The organism is Zobellia russellii (assembly GCF_044597075.1).
GTDB lineage: Bacteria > Bacteroidota > Bacteroidia > Flavobacteriales > Flavobacteriaceae > Zobellia > Zobellia russellii.
Genome location: NZ_CP139000.1, coordinates 4,034,256 through 4,053,210, shown reverse-complemented (window position 1 = coordinate 4,053,210; position 18,955 = coordinate 4,034,256). Strand labels below are relative to the sequence as shown.

The 18,955-nt window shown below is 43.1% G+C and carries 1 protein-coding gene; it reads right to left on the bottom strand.

Annotated elements, in window-relative coordinates; genetic code table 11:
- Positions 1–38: 38 nt before the first annotated feature.
- Entirely contained in the window at positions 39–18,662 is an 18,624-nt protein-coding gene (locus tag SJY45_RS16515) for a malectin domain-containing carbohydrate-binding protein (protein WP_400072158.1), read from the bottom strand.
- Positions 18,663–18,955: the final 293 nt, after the last annotated feature.

The following is an 18,955-nucleotide window of genomic DNA, read 5'->3' as shown; positions in this document are numbered from 1 at the left end:
TCGCTCCTCTTTTAATTTACACTACATTCAGCTGAACCCTATCTATGATTCACTATCAATTTCCTATCAAAAACATCTCCATCACTAATACCTATACGCAACAAATACATGCCATTCGTAAGGTGAGAAACATTAAGTGAGTACTCGCCTTCAGCTGTTCTTAATTCTTGCCCATCATACACTGCTATCAAACGACCCGCAACATCGTGTACATGGACCCGATTTACTTGAACTTCCGGGTTCTGAAGTCTAATTTTTGTTTCCACCGAAGCTGGGTTAGGATACAAATCAACTCCATTTGGAACCTTTTCACTGTAGAATACTACATCAGCAATTGCCTCTGGCTGTATGTTATCAGCAATGACTTTTTCATCAATAGTTTTTCCACTGCCTCCACAATTTGATGCTGAACCTCCAAGGCCAGAAGGTAAATCTCCAGTTTTGGTCAAAAACAATTTATCTAGACCTAAACCGTCTTCCCTATGTCCTATTTCAATCTTATTGATTCCATCTACAAGCTCAAAACTTCGTGGTTTGCTCAATTGTTCATTAAGATGTACTCTATGCCATACAAATTCATTACTGGCAGGAATACTGTTCCAACGTACCCAAGCTCCATTATTAACCCGTATCCAGAAACTATCATTAATTCCTGAAGGAGTTCTTACAAGTCCAAATATTGCATAAGTACCCTCACTTACAGATACATTATAGGTCAATACCGCTTCCCCTATATTTCCTGATGAAGAATTAAATCCTGTGGGAGGCACAACGTACTTTCCTCCCGATCTGGAAGCATCCTCTACAACCGTCCAACCCGTACCGATCACACCACATTCTGCCTCTAACCACACTTCTTCTTGAGCATCATTGTTAACCGTGACGGTGACATCATCAAAAGCGGACCGGTCTTCATTATCGGTAACCGTAAGTCTCAGCACATATGTACCGTCAACCAAGAATACCGCATTTAATTCCGGGGTGTTGCTATTGGACATAATGGCCGTATCCGGTCCTGAAACTTGAGACCATTGGTAACTAACATTTCCACCATCTGGATCATAACCGTTTCCGACCAAGCTAACTTCGCTAGTTGACAAATTGATTTCAATATCCTCACCGGCAATGGCTATAGGATCAAATTGAATTACCGAACCATTACCAATTATCTCTATGGCCGATAGTTTAGGTTCATTTTTACCATCACTACCTTCCGCATCGAATACTAAATTCAACTGACCATCTTGGATATTAGTATTGAAGCTTTTTATTATAATCGTTTCCGAAACTGCTTCCGAAAGCATATCAAAATCATCCAGTATTTTATCTCCTTCCATTTCTACATCAAAGACACGCCTACCTGCGGTTCCCGGGATTCCTCCTTGAGCGTTCCAGAAAATCTCTGCAAAATGTAACACCACTTGATACTCCCCGTTAGGAACAGGAATATCATAGCTAAAAACCGGTGGCAAAGCACTTCGTTCAGTTTTATATAATGGTGATACATTGGCGCTGGTATTGGTATATGACTTACCTCCTGCAAAGTATTGGTCAGCTAGAAAAACCTGACCGTTATGGATCATTTCAGGCCCACCCGCATTGATTCGTAGAGCGAAGTCATTTACTACAGGCTCTTCTACCAGAACAGTTACCGAATGTGTATCTGTTTCTCCTTGCGCATCGGCAACGGTCAGACTCACCTCATATTCACCAGGACTCACAAAAGTATGCACCGGATTTATTTGAGTTGAGCTACTACCATCTTTGAAATCCCATATATAAGAGACCACTTCTTCATCATCTATTGAGTTACTACCATTAAAGTTTACTTCTAACGGAGCTACACCATTTAATGGCGTTGCACTAGCAAAAGCTACGGGTGCCTCATTGACTTCACCTACACTAACTATTTCAATTGCCGACAACTTGGGCTCGTTTCGCCCATCTGGTGCATTAGCATCAAACCCAAGATTTAACACACCATCAACAATAGTAGTATTGAACGTATGGGTCACTACGGTTTGCGTTCCCACATCCGCTATGATATCATAATCTTCCAAAATGGTATTGCCTTCCATGACCACATCAAAAATACGCCTTCCAGCGGCACCGGCTCTTCCTCCTGTAGCACCCCAGAAAATCTCAGCAAAATGTAAGGTTACTTGATACTCACCATTTGCCAATGGAATTTCGTAGTCAAAGTTAGGAGGCATCGCACTACGTTCCGTCTTATATAATTCAGGTACCTCAGCACTAGTATTCGTATAAGATTTACCTCCTACAAAATTATGATCTGCCATGTACACTTGACCGTTATGGGTCAATTCTGGCCCTCCGGCATTAATACGCAGGGCAAAATCACCTACTACCACCTGCTCCTCTACCACTACAGTTAGGTATTCCTGATCTGTAAGTCCTTCTGAATCCGTTACCGTTAAGGTTACGGTATACGTTCCCTCTGTATTGTATGTATAGACTGGATCCGCTAAGGAAGAGGTATCACCATTTCCGAACGACCATGCGAAATTTAGGTTTTCCGTACCATCGTCATCAGTAGAGTTACTTCCTGTAAAGCTTACCTCTAAAGGAGCTTCACCATTTAAAGGTGTGGCCACTGCCACTGCCACAGGCGCCTCGTTCGGTGCTTCAACGACAATCGTAACTGTATCTACATCAACCTCACCCTCCTCATCAGCAACCGTGAGAGAAACATCAAAACTTCCGGCATTAGTAAAGGTATGTTCAACAAGGGCTCCTGTACCGTTTGCCGTTCCATCTCCAAAGTTCCAAGTATAACTTACAATGTCTTTATCATCACTTGAACCGTTTCCGTTAAAGCTTACAACCAACGGAGCCGTGCCTGTAGAGATATTTGTTACTATGGCTGCTTCCGGAACCTCATTCTGTTGTGTTTCTTCTTGAACACTTACATTCTCGAACGCTGCATCTGTAAGCTGATCATCGTTATGGGAAGTAGTAGCTAGACCTACAAAAATGGTTTCATTCATAGGTAGCACCTTAGATCCAACAAGAGTCCAATTTCCATTTGTTTCAGAAACATATCCGGTAAAGGTATTGCCCGAACGCACCAATCGAACATAGTGCGGGAAGCCTCCCGGAACAGATTGTGGCGTTGTAAAGTTTGCACTACCCATTGCAGCACCCTTTACAGGACGATCTTGGAAACTATGCCCTACACCTCCCAAGTTGTTGGGATTTGGCGAAATAATCATTTGAGCAAGAACTGAATTGGCATCCAGATCATTCCTCATCATGACCCCAGCCTTGGACCAGACACTTGTAGCCTCCAAACTCATTACTTGTGCAACGATTTCACCGTCACCGGTCAACTCTCTGTATACGTAATGAAATTCATCTGCATTGTTCCATATATCCGCTCCTGAAGCACTCACTTCATACCTACCGTTTTCAAAACAGGTTTCTCCTTCTATTTGAACAGAACCTATATCATTATTGACCCATCCTTCAGGTAATGCACAAGGCACAACGATATCATCTTTACTTACTATCTCAATACCTGATAGTTTAGGTTGATCAACACCATTGGCACCACCTGCATCAAAATGCATATTTAAAATGCCGTCTTGCACTATAACCTCAAAGGTCCTCACAACGGGAGTTTCTGAACCTGACACTAGGGTTATATCAAAATCAGTCAGCACTTCATTTTCTTCTAAAGAAACATCAAAAACACGTTTGCCGGAACCTCCAGCTCCACCGCCTGTGGCTCCCCAATAAATTTCGGCAAAGTGCAACGTAACTTCATAAGTACCATTATCCAAAGGAATATTATAGTTAAAAATAGGTGGTGTAGCACTACGCTCAGTTTGATATAACTCAGGGACCAATGCATTTGTATTTTCGTATACTTTACCACCAACGAAGCTCTGATCTTGTTCAAAAGTTTCCCCTTCATAAACAAGTTCTGGACCACCCACATTGATTCTCAGGGCAAAGTCTGACATTACAGGAGCCTCAGCTTCTACCTGAACCGTAATTACATCTTCCAAATTACCCTCATCGGTAACCGTTAAGGAAGCGTCATAAACACCCGCCAAGGCATAAGAATGATTAGCAACAGCAGTAGTAGCCGTATTTCCATCACCAAAATTCCAGAGATAGCTTAGCGATCCTTCAGAATCACTAGACGCACTACCGTCAAAATTAAACGATAAAGAGTTGGCCCCGTTCAACGGTGTAACCGTAGCTATAGCGTTTGGCGCCGTATTAGGTGGTGCCGAAACTGTAATTGTCGTTGATGCCGTTCCTATTAAATTCTCATCATCTATAACGGTAAGGACGACTGTGTAAATACCAACCGAAGTAAAGGTGTGACTCGTATCAGGATCGGTACTATTTGCCGTTCCATCTCCAAAATTCCATTCGTATCGTAACGTAGTCGGATTTTCATCAGTTGACCCGCTACCAACAAACTCAACATACAAGGCTACTTCTCCTACTTGTACACTTGCTTGAAGAAGCGCTACCGGAGCTTGATTCTCAGGGGTAACCGTTATGGAAACCGTGGCCGTAGCTGAAAGTCCCGTTTCATCTTCAATAGTGTACTCAAAACTATCAGAACCAACATAGCCTACATCAGGTGTATACAAAACAGAGAGCCCATCTTCTTGAAGCACGGCTTCACCATTTTGAGGTGTATCTACGGTAACAATCGTAATGACCTGACCATTAGGTTCCGTATCGTTTGCCAGCAAGTTTTCTATAAGCATGGCCGTATCTTGAGTGGTTTCTACCTCATCATCTACCGCAACCGGAGCTTCGTTAATTGAGACTGTCAAAGTCGTAGTTGCTGTAAGACCATTGATATCGACCGCGTTAAACACTACCGGCACACTACCCGTAGCATCTATAGGAGCTGTACCCGACACTGTAGCGGAGTGATTATCATAAGTCATCCAAGCTGGAAGGTTTCCTCCGTTTACCGTAGCTGTTACGGTCAACTCATTACCCGCATATCCTTTGTCAAAATACGAAGCGATATCTATATTGAATTCCTCCCCTACATTGGCCAAGTACTCTTGATCGGGCTGCGCCGTAGGTACGGCTTGAGGCCGGATGTTTATGAAATAAAAAGTATTATCGTTCCAATCACAATTTGCCGATCCCGCACCACAACCGTTCTGCACAAAATCCTGTAAAACAATATATTCGTTTGGAACAATGTTCCCATTATGATCAATTACCTTATAAACCCTAGCTCCCAACAAGTCAGGTCTACGCCCTGAAATGTTATTTCCACCGGTTGTCAAATAATTGGCTACGGCAATTCTAAAGGGCTCGGAAACCACATTACTTGTATCAAAATTGATAACCCCTGAATTATTCTTTGGTAGCAAGGTCTGGTAATTGCTTCCCGTATGGGAAAAACTAATTCCTCCAACAGTTTCCGTACCGTCTACCTCTACAAATCTAGCTCCGTTTGAGCCCGTACCGTGTAAGGCCGATAATTGAATACCGATGACCGGTTGATTTGGATCTGCTTGAACAAAAGCATCACTTAAAATAAGATCTCCTTCATAACCCGCTTCTATATTTGCCTCTAAAGGAAAATTAGAACTTGGTCTATAGGTAAGATTATTGGGCGGAGTAATAGTTCCCGAATCATTTACGATACTCAGCATACTAGATTGAAAACCAAAAGCATCAAACACCTCTTGTGCATGGATTTCATCCCCTCCCTCTGGCTGGGGCGCATACCCACCGTGAAGCACAGCTTTGTTATTCAACGCATTGTCCGCATTGGAAACAATTTCAATATCTTCTACAAAAATACCATTATTACCATTTCCGGTAGTAGCTATAAATGTGATGTCTACATCTGCATAACCTCCCGTTGGAATTATAATAGGTAATTGCACTGGACTTCCATTGGAATCAAGTAACTCAAAAGCATAGTCGTTAACGTCGGAGATATTTACTTCCGTCACCAATAAATCACCCGTACCGGTATTATTCAACCGCATGACATTTGTATCATGAAATTGAGCAGAACCAGGGGTACCCAACCGGTAGAACGTATAATAATCATCGGCTGGAAACCCTCTATCCGTACCAGGCACCTTGGTCATATTCTCTATGGCCAACAAAGCTCCTGTTGGGGTTTCTATGGTAAAGTTGAATGTTCTAACAGAACTGTTGCCATTGTTATCCTCAGCTGTCACTACAAGAGTGTGGGTTCCTTCGTCGGTTAAATCGAATGCATCAGTATAATTTTCTACCGTACCTCCGTCAAGTACATATTCTATGTGAGCAATTCCACCACTTTCACTTTCATCCTTAGCCTCTAGAGCGATATTTACAGCTCCCCTATATACATCCGGGGCACTTTCATTTCCGTTAAATGTAGCGATTATAGTAGGTGGTAATAGAGAACTGTCTATAGGAGCCAATCTAATGTAACTTACCTTGGCATTATCTCCGGAAGGAGCCAAAGACAGTCGCAACAAACCATCGGTTACCTCTACCTGCTTGGTATTTTGGAAACTATCAAAATTTTCGGGAACGATACTTTCTTGATCATAATCTACTACAACAACTCCATTTACATCTAAGACATGGTTGCTATCCGCATAATCAGGATCACCCGCAACACTAATGTTTACAGAATATATACCATTAGGCACCTCTACTATCCAATCACGAAGCGGATAGGTATTGGCCGACCTATGGCCTATAATGGAAAAGGTTTTTACCAAGGCATCGTCGTTCGTACCTGTATTTCTATTCCTTGCATTGGCGGCGGCATCGGCCGGAGTAAGCGTACCTGGCACGACCCATCCATAGTTAAGGTCTCCGAGAACGGTATTTTGTGTTCCGTAAGGCAAACCAACATCATTAATATACCCCTTAGGGGATACCTCTATTTCATCTGGGTCCTGAAAATTGAACTGATAGGTATAAACCAACTCATTCGTAACTTCCAAGGCTATTTGCACCGTGGCTCCTTCATAGTTTACTGCCGAAGCACTAATCGTGGCCTCGTACGAACCAATGGACAAACCTGAAACATCGACGCCCACTTCAAATGCCGTACCCATTTCAAAGGTTTCAGGAAGGACAACCCATTCTTCGGTGCTTTGTAAGTTTATTTCTGATGAGGTAATCCCTCCGTTACCGTTTAATGTCAACGATTGTAGCGGCACGTTCTCTTGGTTAATCGAAGTAAAGAAACTCATATTCTCTTTATCAAAATCTAAGGCTAGTACGCCACTTTCGAACGGAATTACATTATCAATGATAAACATATAGTCTTGATAATCGCCATTGGAGGCATCCTCAAAAGCTATGAGGTAGCTATTTTCAACAGCATTTCCTTCTCTATCATTTACAGGATATATCCTAACCCTATGGGCCACTCCTCCTGTGTTAATTGCATCTTCGGTATAATTGAACCTACCGAAAGATTGCGATTCAACATAAAATCCAAATACCGCTCCTTGAGGGTCAAAGGTATCAGTACCTGAAGTAATTGGGGGAAACAAGGTCTGTGCATTTGCTATATCATCTGCTAGCACCCCTACCTCATGGGTGACCACAGTTCCATCGTTGGTATACCAGCCGAAAGGCAATTCTTCCCTTGGGGAATAGCGTCCAACGGGAGTAATTTTTATGGGTTGGTCGGATGCCTTCACCCATCTTTCCACTTCTACCTCATCACCTACGGGAGAAGGATCCGTGGAGCTGGACAAGGAGGTCCATCCTACGGATATACCAATACCCAAAGCATCTACAACATCTTGCAAGGCAGGTTCCTGACCTCCTTCAAAACCAGATTTTTTCAAGGCATGCAATCCTATTTCAAGGCTGGGATTATCCGTATCATCACTTTCTAAAGTAAGTACAGCATCTTGGTAACCTAAGTCCGTTCCGTCTAAACTAGGCGTATAGGTCAAAATATATATTTGACTTTCTCCTGGGTTTAGCGTTACTGGGCCCGAAGGTTGAACAGCACTGAATTGACTTGCGAAATCACCTGTTAGGCTTGCATTCAAAATATTCAGCACGGCACTGCCATCATTGCTTACCTCTACCGTTTTTTCATCAGTATTGCTTCCTTCGTTATTTGTTGTTGCTTCAAAAATGAGCTCCTCGGGAGTTGCCACTATGGATGGCCCCATACTTGCCGGGGTGCCCGCCCTTAGTAGTGTCAATCGAGCGGTTCCGTTATTGTCGCGATCGTATTCCGAAATATAGATATTCCCAGTTGTAGGGTCTTCCACCACATCCAATGGATCATCAAAACCACTAAGCCCTGGAATACTACTATAGGCTTCGGCAATATCCCCGCTGGATTTAGGGTCTAATACCAACAAGTCGTCCTGTCCGCTAAAACGGACTACCATAAGAAGACCTTGTAATTTCCCTTCAAAAGCATCACTCTTATATTCTATGGCCCCATTGGGTGATTTGTTCTTTCCAAAATCAAATGCAGGTTCGCGATAATTTGGATCTGGTGCCAAATCATCGGGGTATTTGCCCACATCTGTATAAGAAGATTCTACCTGACCCGGCAACCCACTGTATGAAATACCTCCATGATTCAATACGAACTCTCCCCTGTAAGGATTGGGATGACCGTGATACGACCCGCCTTTGGTCTTGAACAACCAGTCTTTTTGTGTTTCCCCTCCTAGTAATTTTGGAACATTGGGAATTGAGGTCAACCCATCAATACGTCTTGCCAGTGTATAATCCGAAGTTGAAGGCGAATTGGGCGAACTATTATTGTTGCCCGCAGTACCGTTGGTAGGCACATATAGCCAACCATTGGAATGCCATACCAAATCATAGGCATTACGAATACCTGATGCAAATATTGTTAATGGTGAATTGGCAGCATAGGGATTGTAGGTAGCATCACTCATTTGCAAACTACCATTTGGCGCTGTATTTATTACCGAAATATCATCCGTAGTATAAACACTTAAGGGAAGACTATTTGGTAATTTATCTAACTCCAACTTTAAAATAGCAGCAGCCAAAAGTCTTTCGGGCCTATTGCCCCAATTACCATCTGGACTACCTCCTGCCGAGTTACTCCCTTGCGTAATATAAAGATCTCCTTGGTCATCAAAAGCTATACTGTTAGTTAAATGATCGTTTACAGATCTAGGTAAATGGATAACAAGGTCTTCTACTGTAGACAAATCCGGACCGGTCAAACGCGATAGCTTACCATCCCATTCCGGACCGCCCGAAATAGAGGCCTCACTATGGGTTACATAGGCGATTAAATTATCGGCAGTAGATGCGGGGTCAAATACCAGACCAATAATCAATCTATCATCGTTCCCCCCTGCATTGGTTTCTGGATGAAGGGAACCTTGTAACGGTGGGTTTAATATTTCCAAATTACTTAAAGTTCCGTCCAAGGCCATTTCCCATCTATAAATTTGGCCATCTGAATTAAAGTTACCAATAGTACTTGCGTAAAGCTTACCATCAGGTCCGATTACCAAACTTGAAAAACGTTGATTATCAACACCAGGACCTAAATTGGCTACACCTGACACCTTGGTGAATTCAACCCCTGTTAAATCCCGTATAGGCGTGCTTCCATCATCAAGTTCTCCCGTTTCAAATGTAGATTCAAAAGCACGGAAAGGTATTCTATCATTTAAATCGCCCCTTCGGTTTGCCTCTATGTCACTAGTAAGCACAAAGCGATAGGTCGTAAATTCCTTTAAATCTTGTATCGGAGTCAACGTAATGGCATCTCCCCCTCCTGTATCATTGGAGTTGGAAGGCACCAAGACATCTCCGCCCGCAGTAACCTCAAATAAGTTGATATTGCCCGCAAGGGTATTATTATCTATCTCATAATCGTCAGGAACTATAACCTCAACGTTGATCTGAAAATCTTCAATTCTCACATCGTTGGTGTTATCAGCGGGATTAACATTAGCGAAATATGGCTGAACAACTCCACTGCCTTGGGTTATTTCCAAAGCGTTAATCTTTGTATTAAAACCACCGGAAGCATCTATGGTAAGTCTACCGTCGGTAACCGTTACATTGGCCACTCCCGATGAAAATCTGGTAGAAGCGCCCTCGACCCCAGTGGGCGAATACCTATTTATGGCATTAACACCTTCAATGTTTATGGTGTGAAAAGGTTCCGTACCTGCCTGACCATCAATATTAGGATCACCTACCCCTACAGCAACCATGTAATTTCCATTGGGTATTTCCATTTCCCAAATACCCTCTTGCCCTTCAGGCTTTACATTTTGATACTGCATATGTACTAGGGTATTTTGTAATATGTCTACCCCCGCAACTCCTCTATTACGAACCCTTTCGGAGAGGTCCAAGCCCGTTGCACCATCAGTAGCCAACCAACCATAGCTATATCCATTACCACGATCGGCGTAGGCCAAACCAGAATCTACAAGATATCCCGAAGGCGGTACGTCATCTGGAAGTGAAAAATTGATACTAACCGGTTCAAAGGCCACTACATCATCTGAAACTATTCTAAAATGTTGGAAAGTATGATTAACATTGGCCGTAGCCTCTCTTCGTTTCGTATTAAAGATACCGGCAAAAGATAAGTTGTCATAAGAAGAATTCCCCGTAATAAAACCTAAAGGCAGTTGTAAAGACCCCACTTCAACCTCGGTTCCACCGTTCAAGGTATAGTACCCAACAAGTAGATTGTTTTCAACATCTACAAATATTCTTAGGCCTACGTTACTTGTATGTAAATCTGTAATACCATCGGCCTTTAAAGATTGTGAAATTGGGGAAAGACCATCCAATTCGGACAGTAACTCTACCCTATTTCCATTGGAAGCCACCAACTTTACATAGTTATCCTCATCGAGACCGAACCACAATCCGGCCTGCTCGGAATTATTGGAGCCATCGCTATACGGATTCACCAAGGAGGTTTCTATACTAAAACTTCCGTAGCTATCGGCATCGACGGCTACCCCCAAGGTATTGATCTGTGAATTTACATCTGTGCTCGTTCCGGCACCTGGACCATTACGCAGATAGGCGATACCATTCGCGGCATTTAGAACCAGATTGCCATTGGACAAGCTTATCCTACCGGGTTCATACCCTGGAACATTTGGATTGAAAGCGGTACCATCTACCGCAAGCCTTGCCGAGGGATTATCGACCATGGTAAAGCCTGTATTGGCCAATCCGCCTTCGGTCCCATCAAAATTCAAAGAGAAGGGCAAGCTTACCTCAAGCTCGTCACAATCTAAAATACTAATAGGGGAACAAGCTAGGCTAGGTGCATCGTCAAAGGGTTTGATATTTCTGACAATGACGACAATATCTTGGTAGTCAAACCCGGAAATATGTTCCTCCGTAGCGATAATATAGGCATTCTCTTCCCCAGGAAGCTCATATACCCGCACATGATGCGGAATGGCATCGGCGAATGTATTGAGGGCATCTTCGCTAAACAAATGTCGGTCGCCAAAGAATGGCCATCGACTATAGAAACCAAAACTCACCGCTCCTGGGTCAAACTCGGTTGCCCCCACGATTGGGGCGTTAAGTGTCTGTCCGTTACTCGCGGGACTATTGGAAACCGTAAATAATTCCGACGTAGTATTGGCATCGCCACTGTTGTACCACCCAAATGCCACTACCGGAGTGGTATTGGTAGGGCCGTACACACTCAACAACTCTACGGTTACCGGGGCATCAACGGCCCTTTCAAATTTTTGAACGGCCATCTCATCACCTAAAATATCGTTATAACCGCTGCCATTCGGCAAATTGATAAGGTTGGTCGTCGGATCGGTATCTCCCACATTTACGACACCATCGCCCAAATGGGTATCCAATATCCACTGCAATGAAGGCTCATTATTTCCTCCCAGTCCCGTTTTACCCAGACCGTTCAATGACACGGCTACGGGTTCGGCATTGGTGCCCGTCAAGGTCAATTCCGCCGATTTAGGTCCGTTCGATGTGGGTGTAAACACCACCTGGAACGAGGCCGAATTCTGGGCATTTATCGAAGTGGGCAATCCGACAATCGAAAACTGATCTTGGTCTGCCCCCGAAATTTGGGCCTGGACATCCATCAAACTGGCATTTCCTAAATTGGACAACAAAATCTCGCTCGTGAAAGATCCCGAATTGGAAATAGCATCACCTGTTACCTTTTCCGTATCCAATACGATAAGTGGTGTAGGCGAAGCCTGATTACTAGGTTTCAGCAATACGATTTGGCTTTTTCCATAGTCCGATACATATATATTTCCGTTAGAGGTATCCTCTACTAAATCTAGGGGATCTTGAAAACCTGTAAATCCAGGTATTCCCTCCTTAAAGGTCGATATATCCCCTCCTGGTCCGTCGGGCACCAAGGCGATGATATCACTTCCCCCACTGTAGCGAACGACCAATAAGGCACCTTTTAAGTTTCCGTTTTCGGCATTACTCCGATATTCGATAACCCCGTTGGGCGATTTATTGAATTCAAAATCAAAGGCCGCCCCCCTATAATTTTCATCAGGGTGCACCCCGTCATAAGCTGATTTACTTACATCGGCATCACCACGATTCAACACAAACTCTCCTCGATAGGGATTAGGATGTCCGTAATACCCCATATCAGTATTGGGGTCAATCCTGAACAACCAATCCCGCTGCACATTGTTTCCGTCCGAAAAAGGAACAACAGGGTACAAAGGATTGCTATGGTCATATATTGTACCATCCGGTCTTCTTGTCCCGTTAATAGATGCTGGGGCATTACTGCCACCAGCCGTTCCATTAGTTGGCACGTATAATTGTCCGTTGGAGTGCCAAACCAAATCATAGGCATTACGAATACCTGTAGCGAACAACGTTAAAGGGGCATTGATATAATATGGATTGTACAATCCGTCCAAAGTTGGAGAATTCACATCTACCGCATTAATTGCCATAGCATTTCTTGTAGTACGCACATTAAGTGGTAAGGTACTTGGTAAAAGAGAAAGATCCAATCTTAGGGTAGCGGCCGTCAATAAGCTCTCCTCCCTATTGCCCCACGAACCATCCGGTTTACCAGCCGCACTGTTACTTCCTTGATTAAAATAGATTACATTGGGTTCACCTGGCCTAAAGGTTAGACTATTCGTCAAATGATCTTTAGTAGACCTAGGTAATTCGGTTACCAATAATTCTTCGTTTTCTAGATTGGCTCCAGTGAGTCTTGAAATTTTCCCATCCCAGTCCGGAGCACTGTTTAAACCTCCTGAATTATGGGAAACATATGCAATCAGATTAGACGAAGTAGCCGAAGGATCAAAGACGAGCCCCACGGAAGTCCTACTTCCTCCATAAGCATTTTTCCAAGTGGTAAGTACTTCTTCACCGGACAGCGTCCCGTCCGAATCAATATTCCATCGGTGAATATCTCCAGAGATTTTTAATCCGTACAGCTTATCATCTGGACCAATGGTAAGGGTGGAATATTTTCCGTTTGAACCCACAACTCCCGCATTGGTAAATGAAACGTTATCCAAATCCGTAACCGGCCCTGTATTTCCATCACCTGTAGTAAATGAAGAAGTAAAAAATTCAAAAGGCTCCCCTACCAAGTCCAACACCCCATCAATTTCAAATACATAAACTGTATTGGCCTCTAAAGGAAGGTTTGGAACCAAATTAATGGCATCTCCACCACCGGTTCCATTTACACTGGCCCCAATTTGTGCAGTACTTCCCTGCTTAAACAAACGTACCGTAGTATTGGTGATGGTCGTATTATCAACCCCTGCATTACCATTGGTATCAGAGTTTGGCAAGAAAAGATTATTGGCGGAAACACTGCTGTTAACCGACACCCCCGTAGCTCCATCAGCTGGAGATATTGCTACTACCTTTGGAGTCTGTACACCCACGGAAGCAGCTACGATTTGTACACTATTAATTTTTGTATTCTTACCGGATCCCCCTAACGGATCAAGAGTCAATCTATTATCACTTACATTAACTATGGCGCTTTCTGATGTAAATCGGGAGCTTGCACCAGCCGTACCTGTAGGTACATAGTCGTTTACCAAATTCACTCCTTCCGCATTTATCCTATGCGCAGGGGTGTTGACTGCAGGTGTATCAACATCGGGGTCACCTACAAAAACCGTTACCAAATAATCACCGTTGGGAACTGCAATTTCCCATTTGGCATCTGCTAAATAGCCATTGGAAGCATTGGAAGAAACATCCCCATACTGCATGTGCACCAAGGTGTTATTTAACTCACTTACTCCTGAAACGGCCCTATTTCTTCCATTTTTGGATAAATCAGCGGGTTGTGATGTATTTGCATCCAACCACCCATATACAAAACCGTTGTCCCTATCCGCATAGGCATCACCACCGTCTTTTTCATAACCAGCAGGAGCTGCTGTAGCTTGATCCGAAAAATTAATATTTACCGAAAAATCATTTATCGCTTCGGTAATTTCCAAGTTGATAGTCATTTCTGCATTGGCATAGCCCATGTCAGGTAGGTCGCTAGCAAAGATTGTAGTACCATAAGAACCTACCGGTATATCCGAACGAACTCCAAATTCTATTTCGCCCAGTACCGGTTCAGTAGGTAAAATCAACCATGATTCCGAATCAGGGTCATCAGAAAGTACAAAAGTAGGATTACCTGAGCTGGCGGAAACCGTAACACTTTGTTTTTCAATATCCGCACCTTGTTCCCCACTAAAATTGAGTTCATCAACATCAAACGAAATAACTAAAGGCTCTGCCGCCTCCGCTACAACAAAATCTTTGAATAATACAGTAACGTTTTGGTCTACATCCGCTCTTCGCTGTGTGGTGAATACGCCTGCAAAGTTCAATAACTGCGTTGGGTTCTCCGCATCGTACATACTTCCTGAAAAATAACTGGACGGCACGGACAAACTGTTTACTCCTCCTTGGGAGACCAAAACCTCAGTTCCCCCATCAAGCGAGTAATACCCTGAAACCGTATTATTTACAGGATTAAGTTCCAAACGTAAATTAATAACTCCAGTACTTGAAGCTATATTGGCAGTATTCAATTCCAGATATGCTGTTTCCGATGTAGTCCGATCCATGTTCTCAACCTGCAATTGGACTTTTTTACTGGTATTCCCCGTTTTTGAGACTACCAATTTTACAATATGATCCTCATCTAGCCCATACCAAACACCTGCTTGTTGAGAATTATTTCCGGCACTAACCGAAAAATCCGGATTCTCAAGAGTTGTAGATACACTAAATACGGTTGAAGGCACTGGCAACCCAACTCCCAAAGCATTCATTTGTGAATTGGTCTCTGTACTACTGGGTGTACCCTGAGAAGGCAACTGACTGTAAAAAATACCTTTGGTACTTGTTATTGAAAGTCCAGAAACATCTCGTACTACAAGACTGGGGGCGTATCCCGGTATATTTTCATCTGCGATGGCATCATCTGAAGCCAACCTGGCACTAGGCTCTAAAACCATGGTAAAACCTGAATCCGATAGCTTTCCATTCGTTGTCGTGAAATCTAGAGATAAGGGTAGTGAAGTTTGCAATTGATCACAGGGCAATGCACTTAATGGGCTACAAGGTTGAACTTCAACCACATCGTCAACATTGACCGTGATTTGGGCAGAAACCGCATTCACACCATCCCCTATCTCTACCGTAAGTATGTACTGAGGCACAGTTTCGGCATCTAATGGAATTAAAGTAGTTAGTTCCCCACTATTAGAATCTATGGCAAAGGTCCCGTTATCGTTCCCTGCAGTAATAGCGTACGTTAATGGGTCCGAATCAACATCCGATGCCTGTACGTAACCTATAGAAGTTCCCACTGAAACGTCCTCCGCAATACCGAATATCTGGTCCTCCACAACAGGAGCTATATTCAACACTTCGGTTACAACCACATCATAATCTGAAGCAAGGCGTACACCTCCAATTTTGGCATCATTAGTACCAACAGAACTAATAAATAAACGATCAATTTTTGGAGTTCCTACCACAGTATGAGATCCTGCAGAAGTCCATACCGTCTGAGTTAAATCGAGTTTTGGATCTATAGTCCATGAATAACTAATGGCTCCTATTCCATCCCATTCGCCTTTTACCACAAACTGGAATGTCTTATCGGAATCTACGGGTATATTTCCGTTATCGGAAGCAGGACCGCCCAATCCTATTCTTGCCATAAGACCACCGCTGCCATTGCTAGCTACCTGTTCTCTTACCCATTGATCTCCGGCCACATCATCTGCGATGCGAATAGCCGTACGAACCCTATTGCTTACGCTACCCACTTTAAAATAGGTATTAAAATAAAACGGCTGATCGGCCTCCAATGTTACTGGAGCATCAGTTAAAGGAGTCAAATCGTGGGTATGTGGACCATTGGAAAAATCAAGGGAATGGGTTAGGTTAGGACTGATGGCCTCGTCCAAAACCGGAATAGCCACATCACCGGGCTTCTCCTTAAGCCATTGCGTGGGTGCAACCTCATGTAAATTACCTAAAGTATATGCATCAAAATCATCCAAAAATGAAAATGATGAAGGCGCTGCGGGCGTAGCCGTCAACTCTATATCCAATAGGGCTGGAACAAAACCTTTTGCCGTAGCAATAACCCTTGCACTATGAACATCACCTTCCAAAAGAGAGGTTCCGTCCAAAACAAAATCATAAGATCCTACATCAGTTTTTTCCGGAACAGTGAGCCAATCATTACTAATTGTTTCATTTATATTATCATCAATTACCAACCCTATGTTAACTGCTCCGGCACCCGCTAATAAAGCAGAAAATTCTGTATTTGCCCCTGCTTCCACGGATTGATTTGTAATAGCCGGAGTAAAGTTCAATAAGCCGTTTACGGGACTTTCTGTTGATTCCACAACATCAATATGCGTGATTTTTGAATTGAACCCTCCATTTCCATCAATGGTCAACAGGCCGTCCAACACCTCTATTATCATAGAAGAGGTACGCACTTCTTGTTCTACAGGAGCAAAAGCGGCAATTATAGAATACCCTTCAACAGTGGCACTATGCCTACTATCTGTATTTCCGGTAGCCTTATCCCCAAGACCAATGGTTACCTCATAGGTGCCATTGGGAACTTCTATTTCCCAAAATAGTTCGTTCTTTCGAGGTTGACCATTGCCCCAGCCAGCAATATTATCGCCCTGAAAATGGACCAAAGTCCCTTCTAATTTTTCCTGAAGTGAGGCTGCATTATAATTGGATATGTTTCCAAGGCGCATACGACCAACCCCATTGGAATTGCCCGCAACGTCATCCGAAGCATCAAAAGGATTACCTGAAGACGCTAGTTTCCAACCATAATTATAGCTGTTTCCATTTAGGATCACAGCAGCATTACCAAAAGCTTTACCATAATCAGCCAAATACCCCGCTGGCGGAATTGTAGGTGTAGTGGGATTAGTAGGGTTATTCTGAAAATTTATATATGCCTCAAAAGGAAGCTCTTCCTTAACCACTATCACCGACCAATCTTGGGTAGTAACACCATCTTCTGCCGTTACAGAATAAGTAACGGGACCATTACTAAAATCAGAGAACTCGCCGGATGCCGGAATACTTTCCGCTCCTGAGGAAAGTGTAATCTGAGGAGCCAAAGCGGTTAAATCTGAAGTACTTTCTACTTCTATGTTTACGGTATGTGCCCCTGCATCTATAACCGCTCCCCCAGTTTCAGACACCAGCACAAAAGTTAAAACATCCGTTTCCGAACTGGCCGCAACAATCTCTTCAACTGAAAAATCATCATACGAAACTACCATACTTCCAGAAGTAGCACGTCTTGTTGATGTCATGATTCCTGCGTAGGTCAAAGCTTCTGTAGCCGTGTCCGCGTCGTGGTCAGCACCAATGAAAAATGAATTTGGCGCAGTCATAGAATCAGTTGCCCCTGTTACTTGGAGCATTTCTCCTCCGTCTAGGCTGTAATAGCCTCTTACAGAATTATCCGATGGATCAACTACTAGTTTGAACTCAATAGAAGTTACTGTACCGCTCAAAAAATTAGAGGTGTTATACTCTTCTAAAATTAAATTAGCTGAATTTCCAGGATTCGTTTGTTCCAAGAGCATTTGTATTTTTTGCTCTGTGGCCGAGTTTTTTACAACCACCAATTTGACGAAGTTGTTTTCGTTCAATCCCAACCATATACCAGCTTGTTGTGATTTGTTACCTGCTGTACCGGTAAAGTCTGGTTGAATCATGGTAGCTGAAACTTCAACAGGATTAGCTCCTATTGAAAAGCCGGTACCAAGGGCATTCATCTGAGAATTAGTTAACGTACTTTGTGGAGACCCAGAAGGTTGACTATAATTTATCCCATTAGTAGCCATAACGTTCAACCTACCTCCAACAATAGAAAGATTGTTGGGCAAGAGGCCGGTTACGTTTGGATCTGCGTCTAAATTATCAGCAGCCAATCTGGAAGAGGGAGGGTCCACCATGGTAAATCCCGTGTTAAGTATTCCCGCCCCAGAACCATTAAAAGTTAGGTTAAATGGTAGTTCAGAAGCTATTTCTGTGCAGTTCAATGTACTTATGGGAAAACATGATGTTTGTCCAAAACAAAAAGTTGTAAAAAGAACCAATACGGTTAGGATAGTAATTTTTTTCATACGCGAATGTATAAGGCTGGCTTGGTGTTAATAATTTGATTGTAAATCAGGAAAGTTTCTTTATTAAGGGGGAGAAAAATGATTGGGGGAGAGAAATGAGTATAACTACTCGTCCGGCCTATGGACCGGATAAAATTAATGGGGGAAGATACTAGGGTAATCGGTAACGTTCCAAAATGACAAAAAACGTCATTCCAGACACTTGGTTTGGTGTGCTTCATTTTTAATAGGTTGGTTTGGTCAAACAACTACTAAAATCCAAGAAAAGCGAGTAAAATTACAGTAAGAATTTG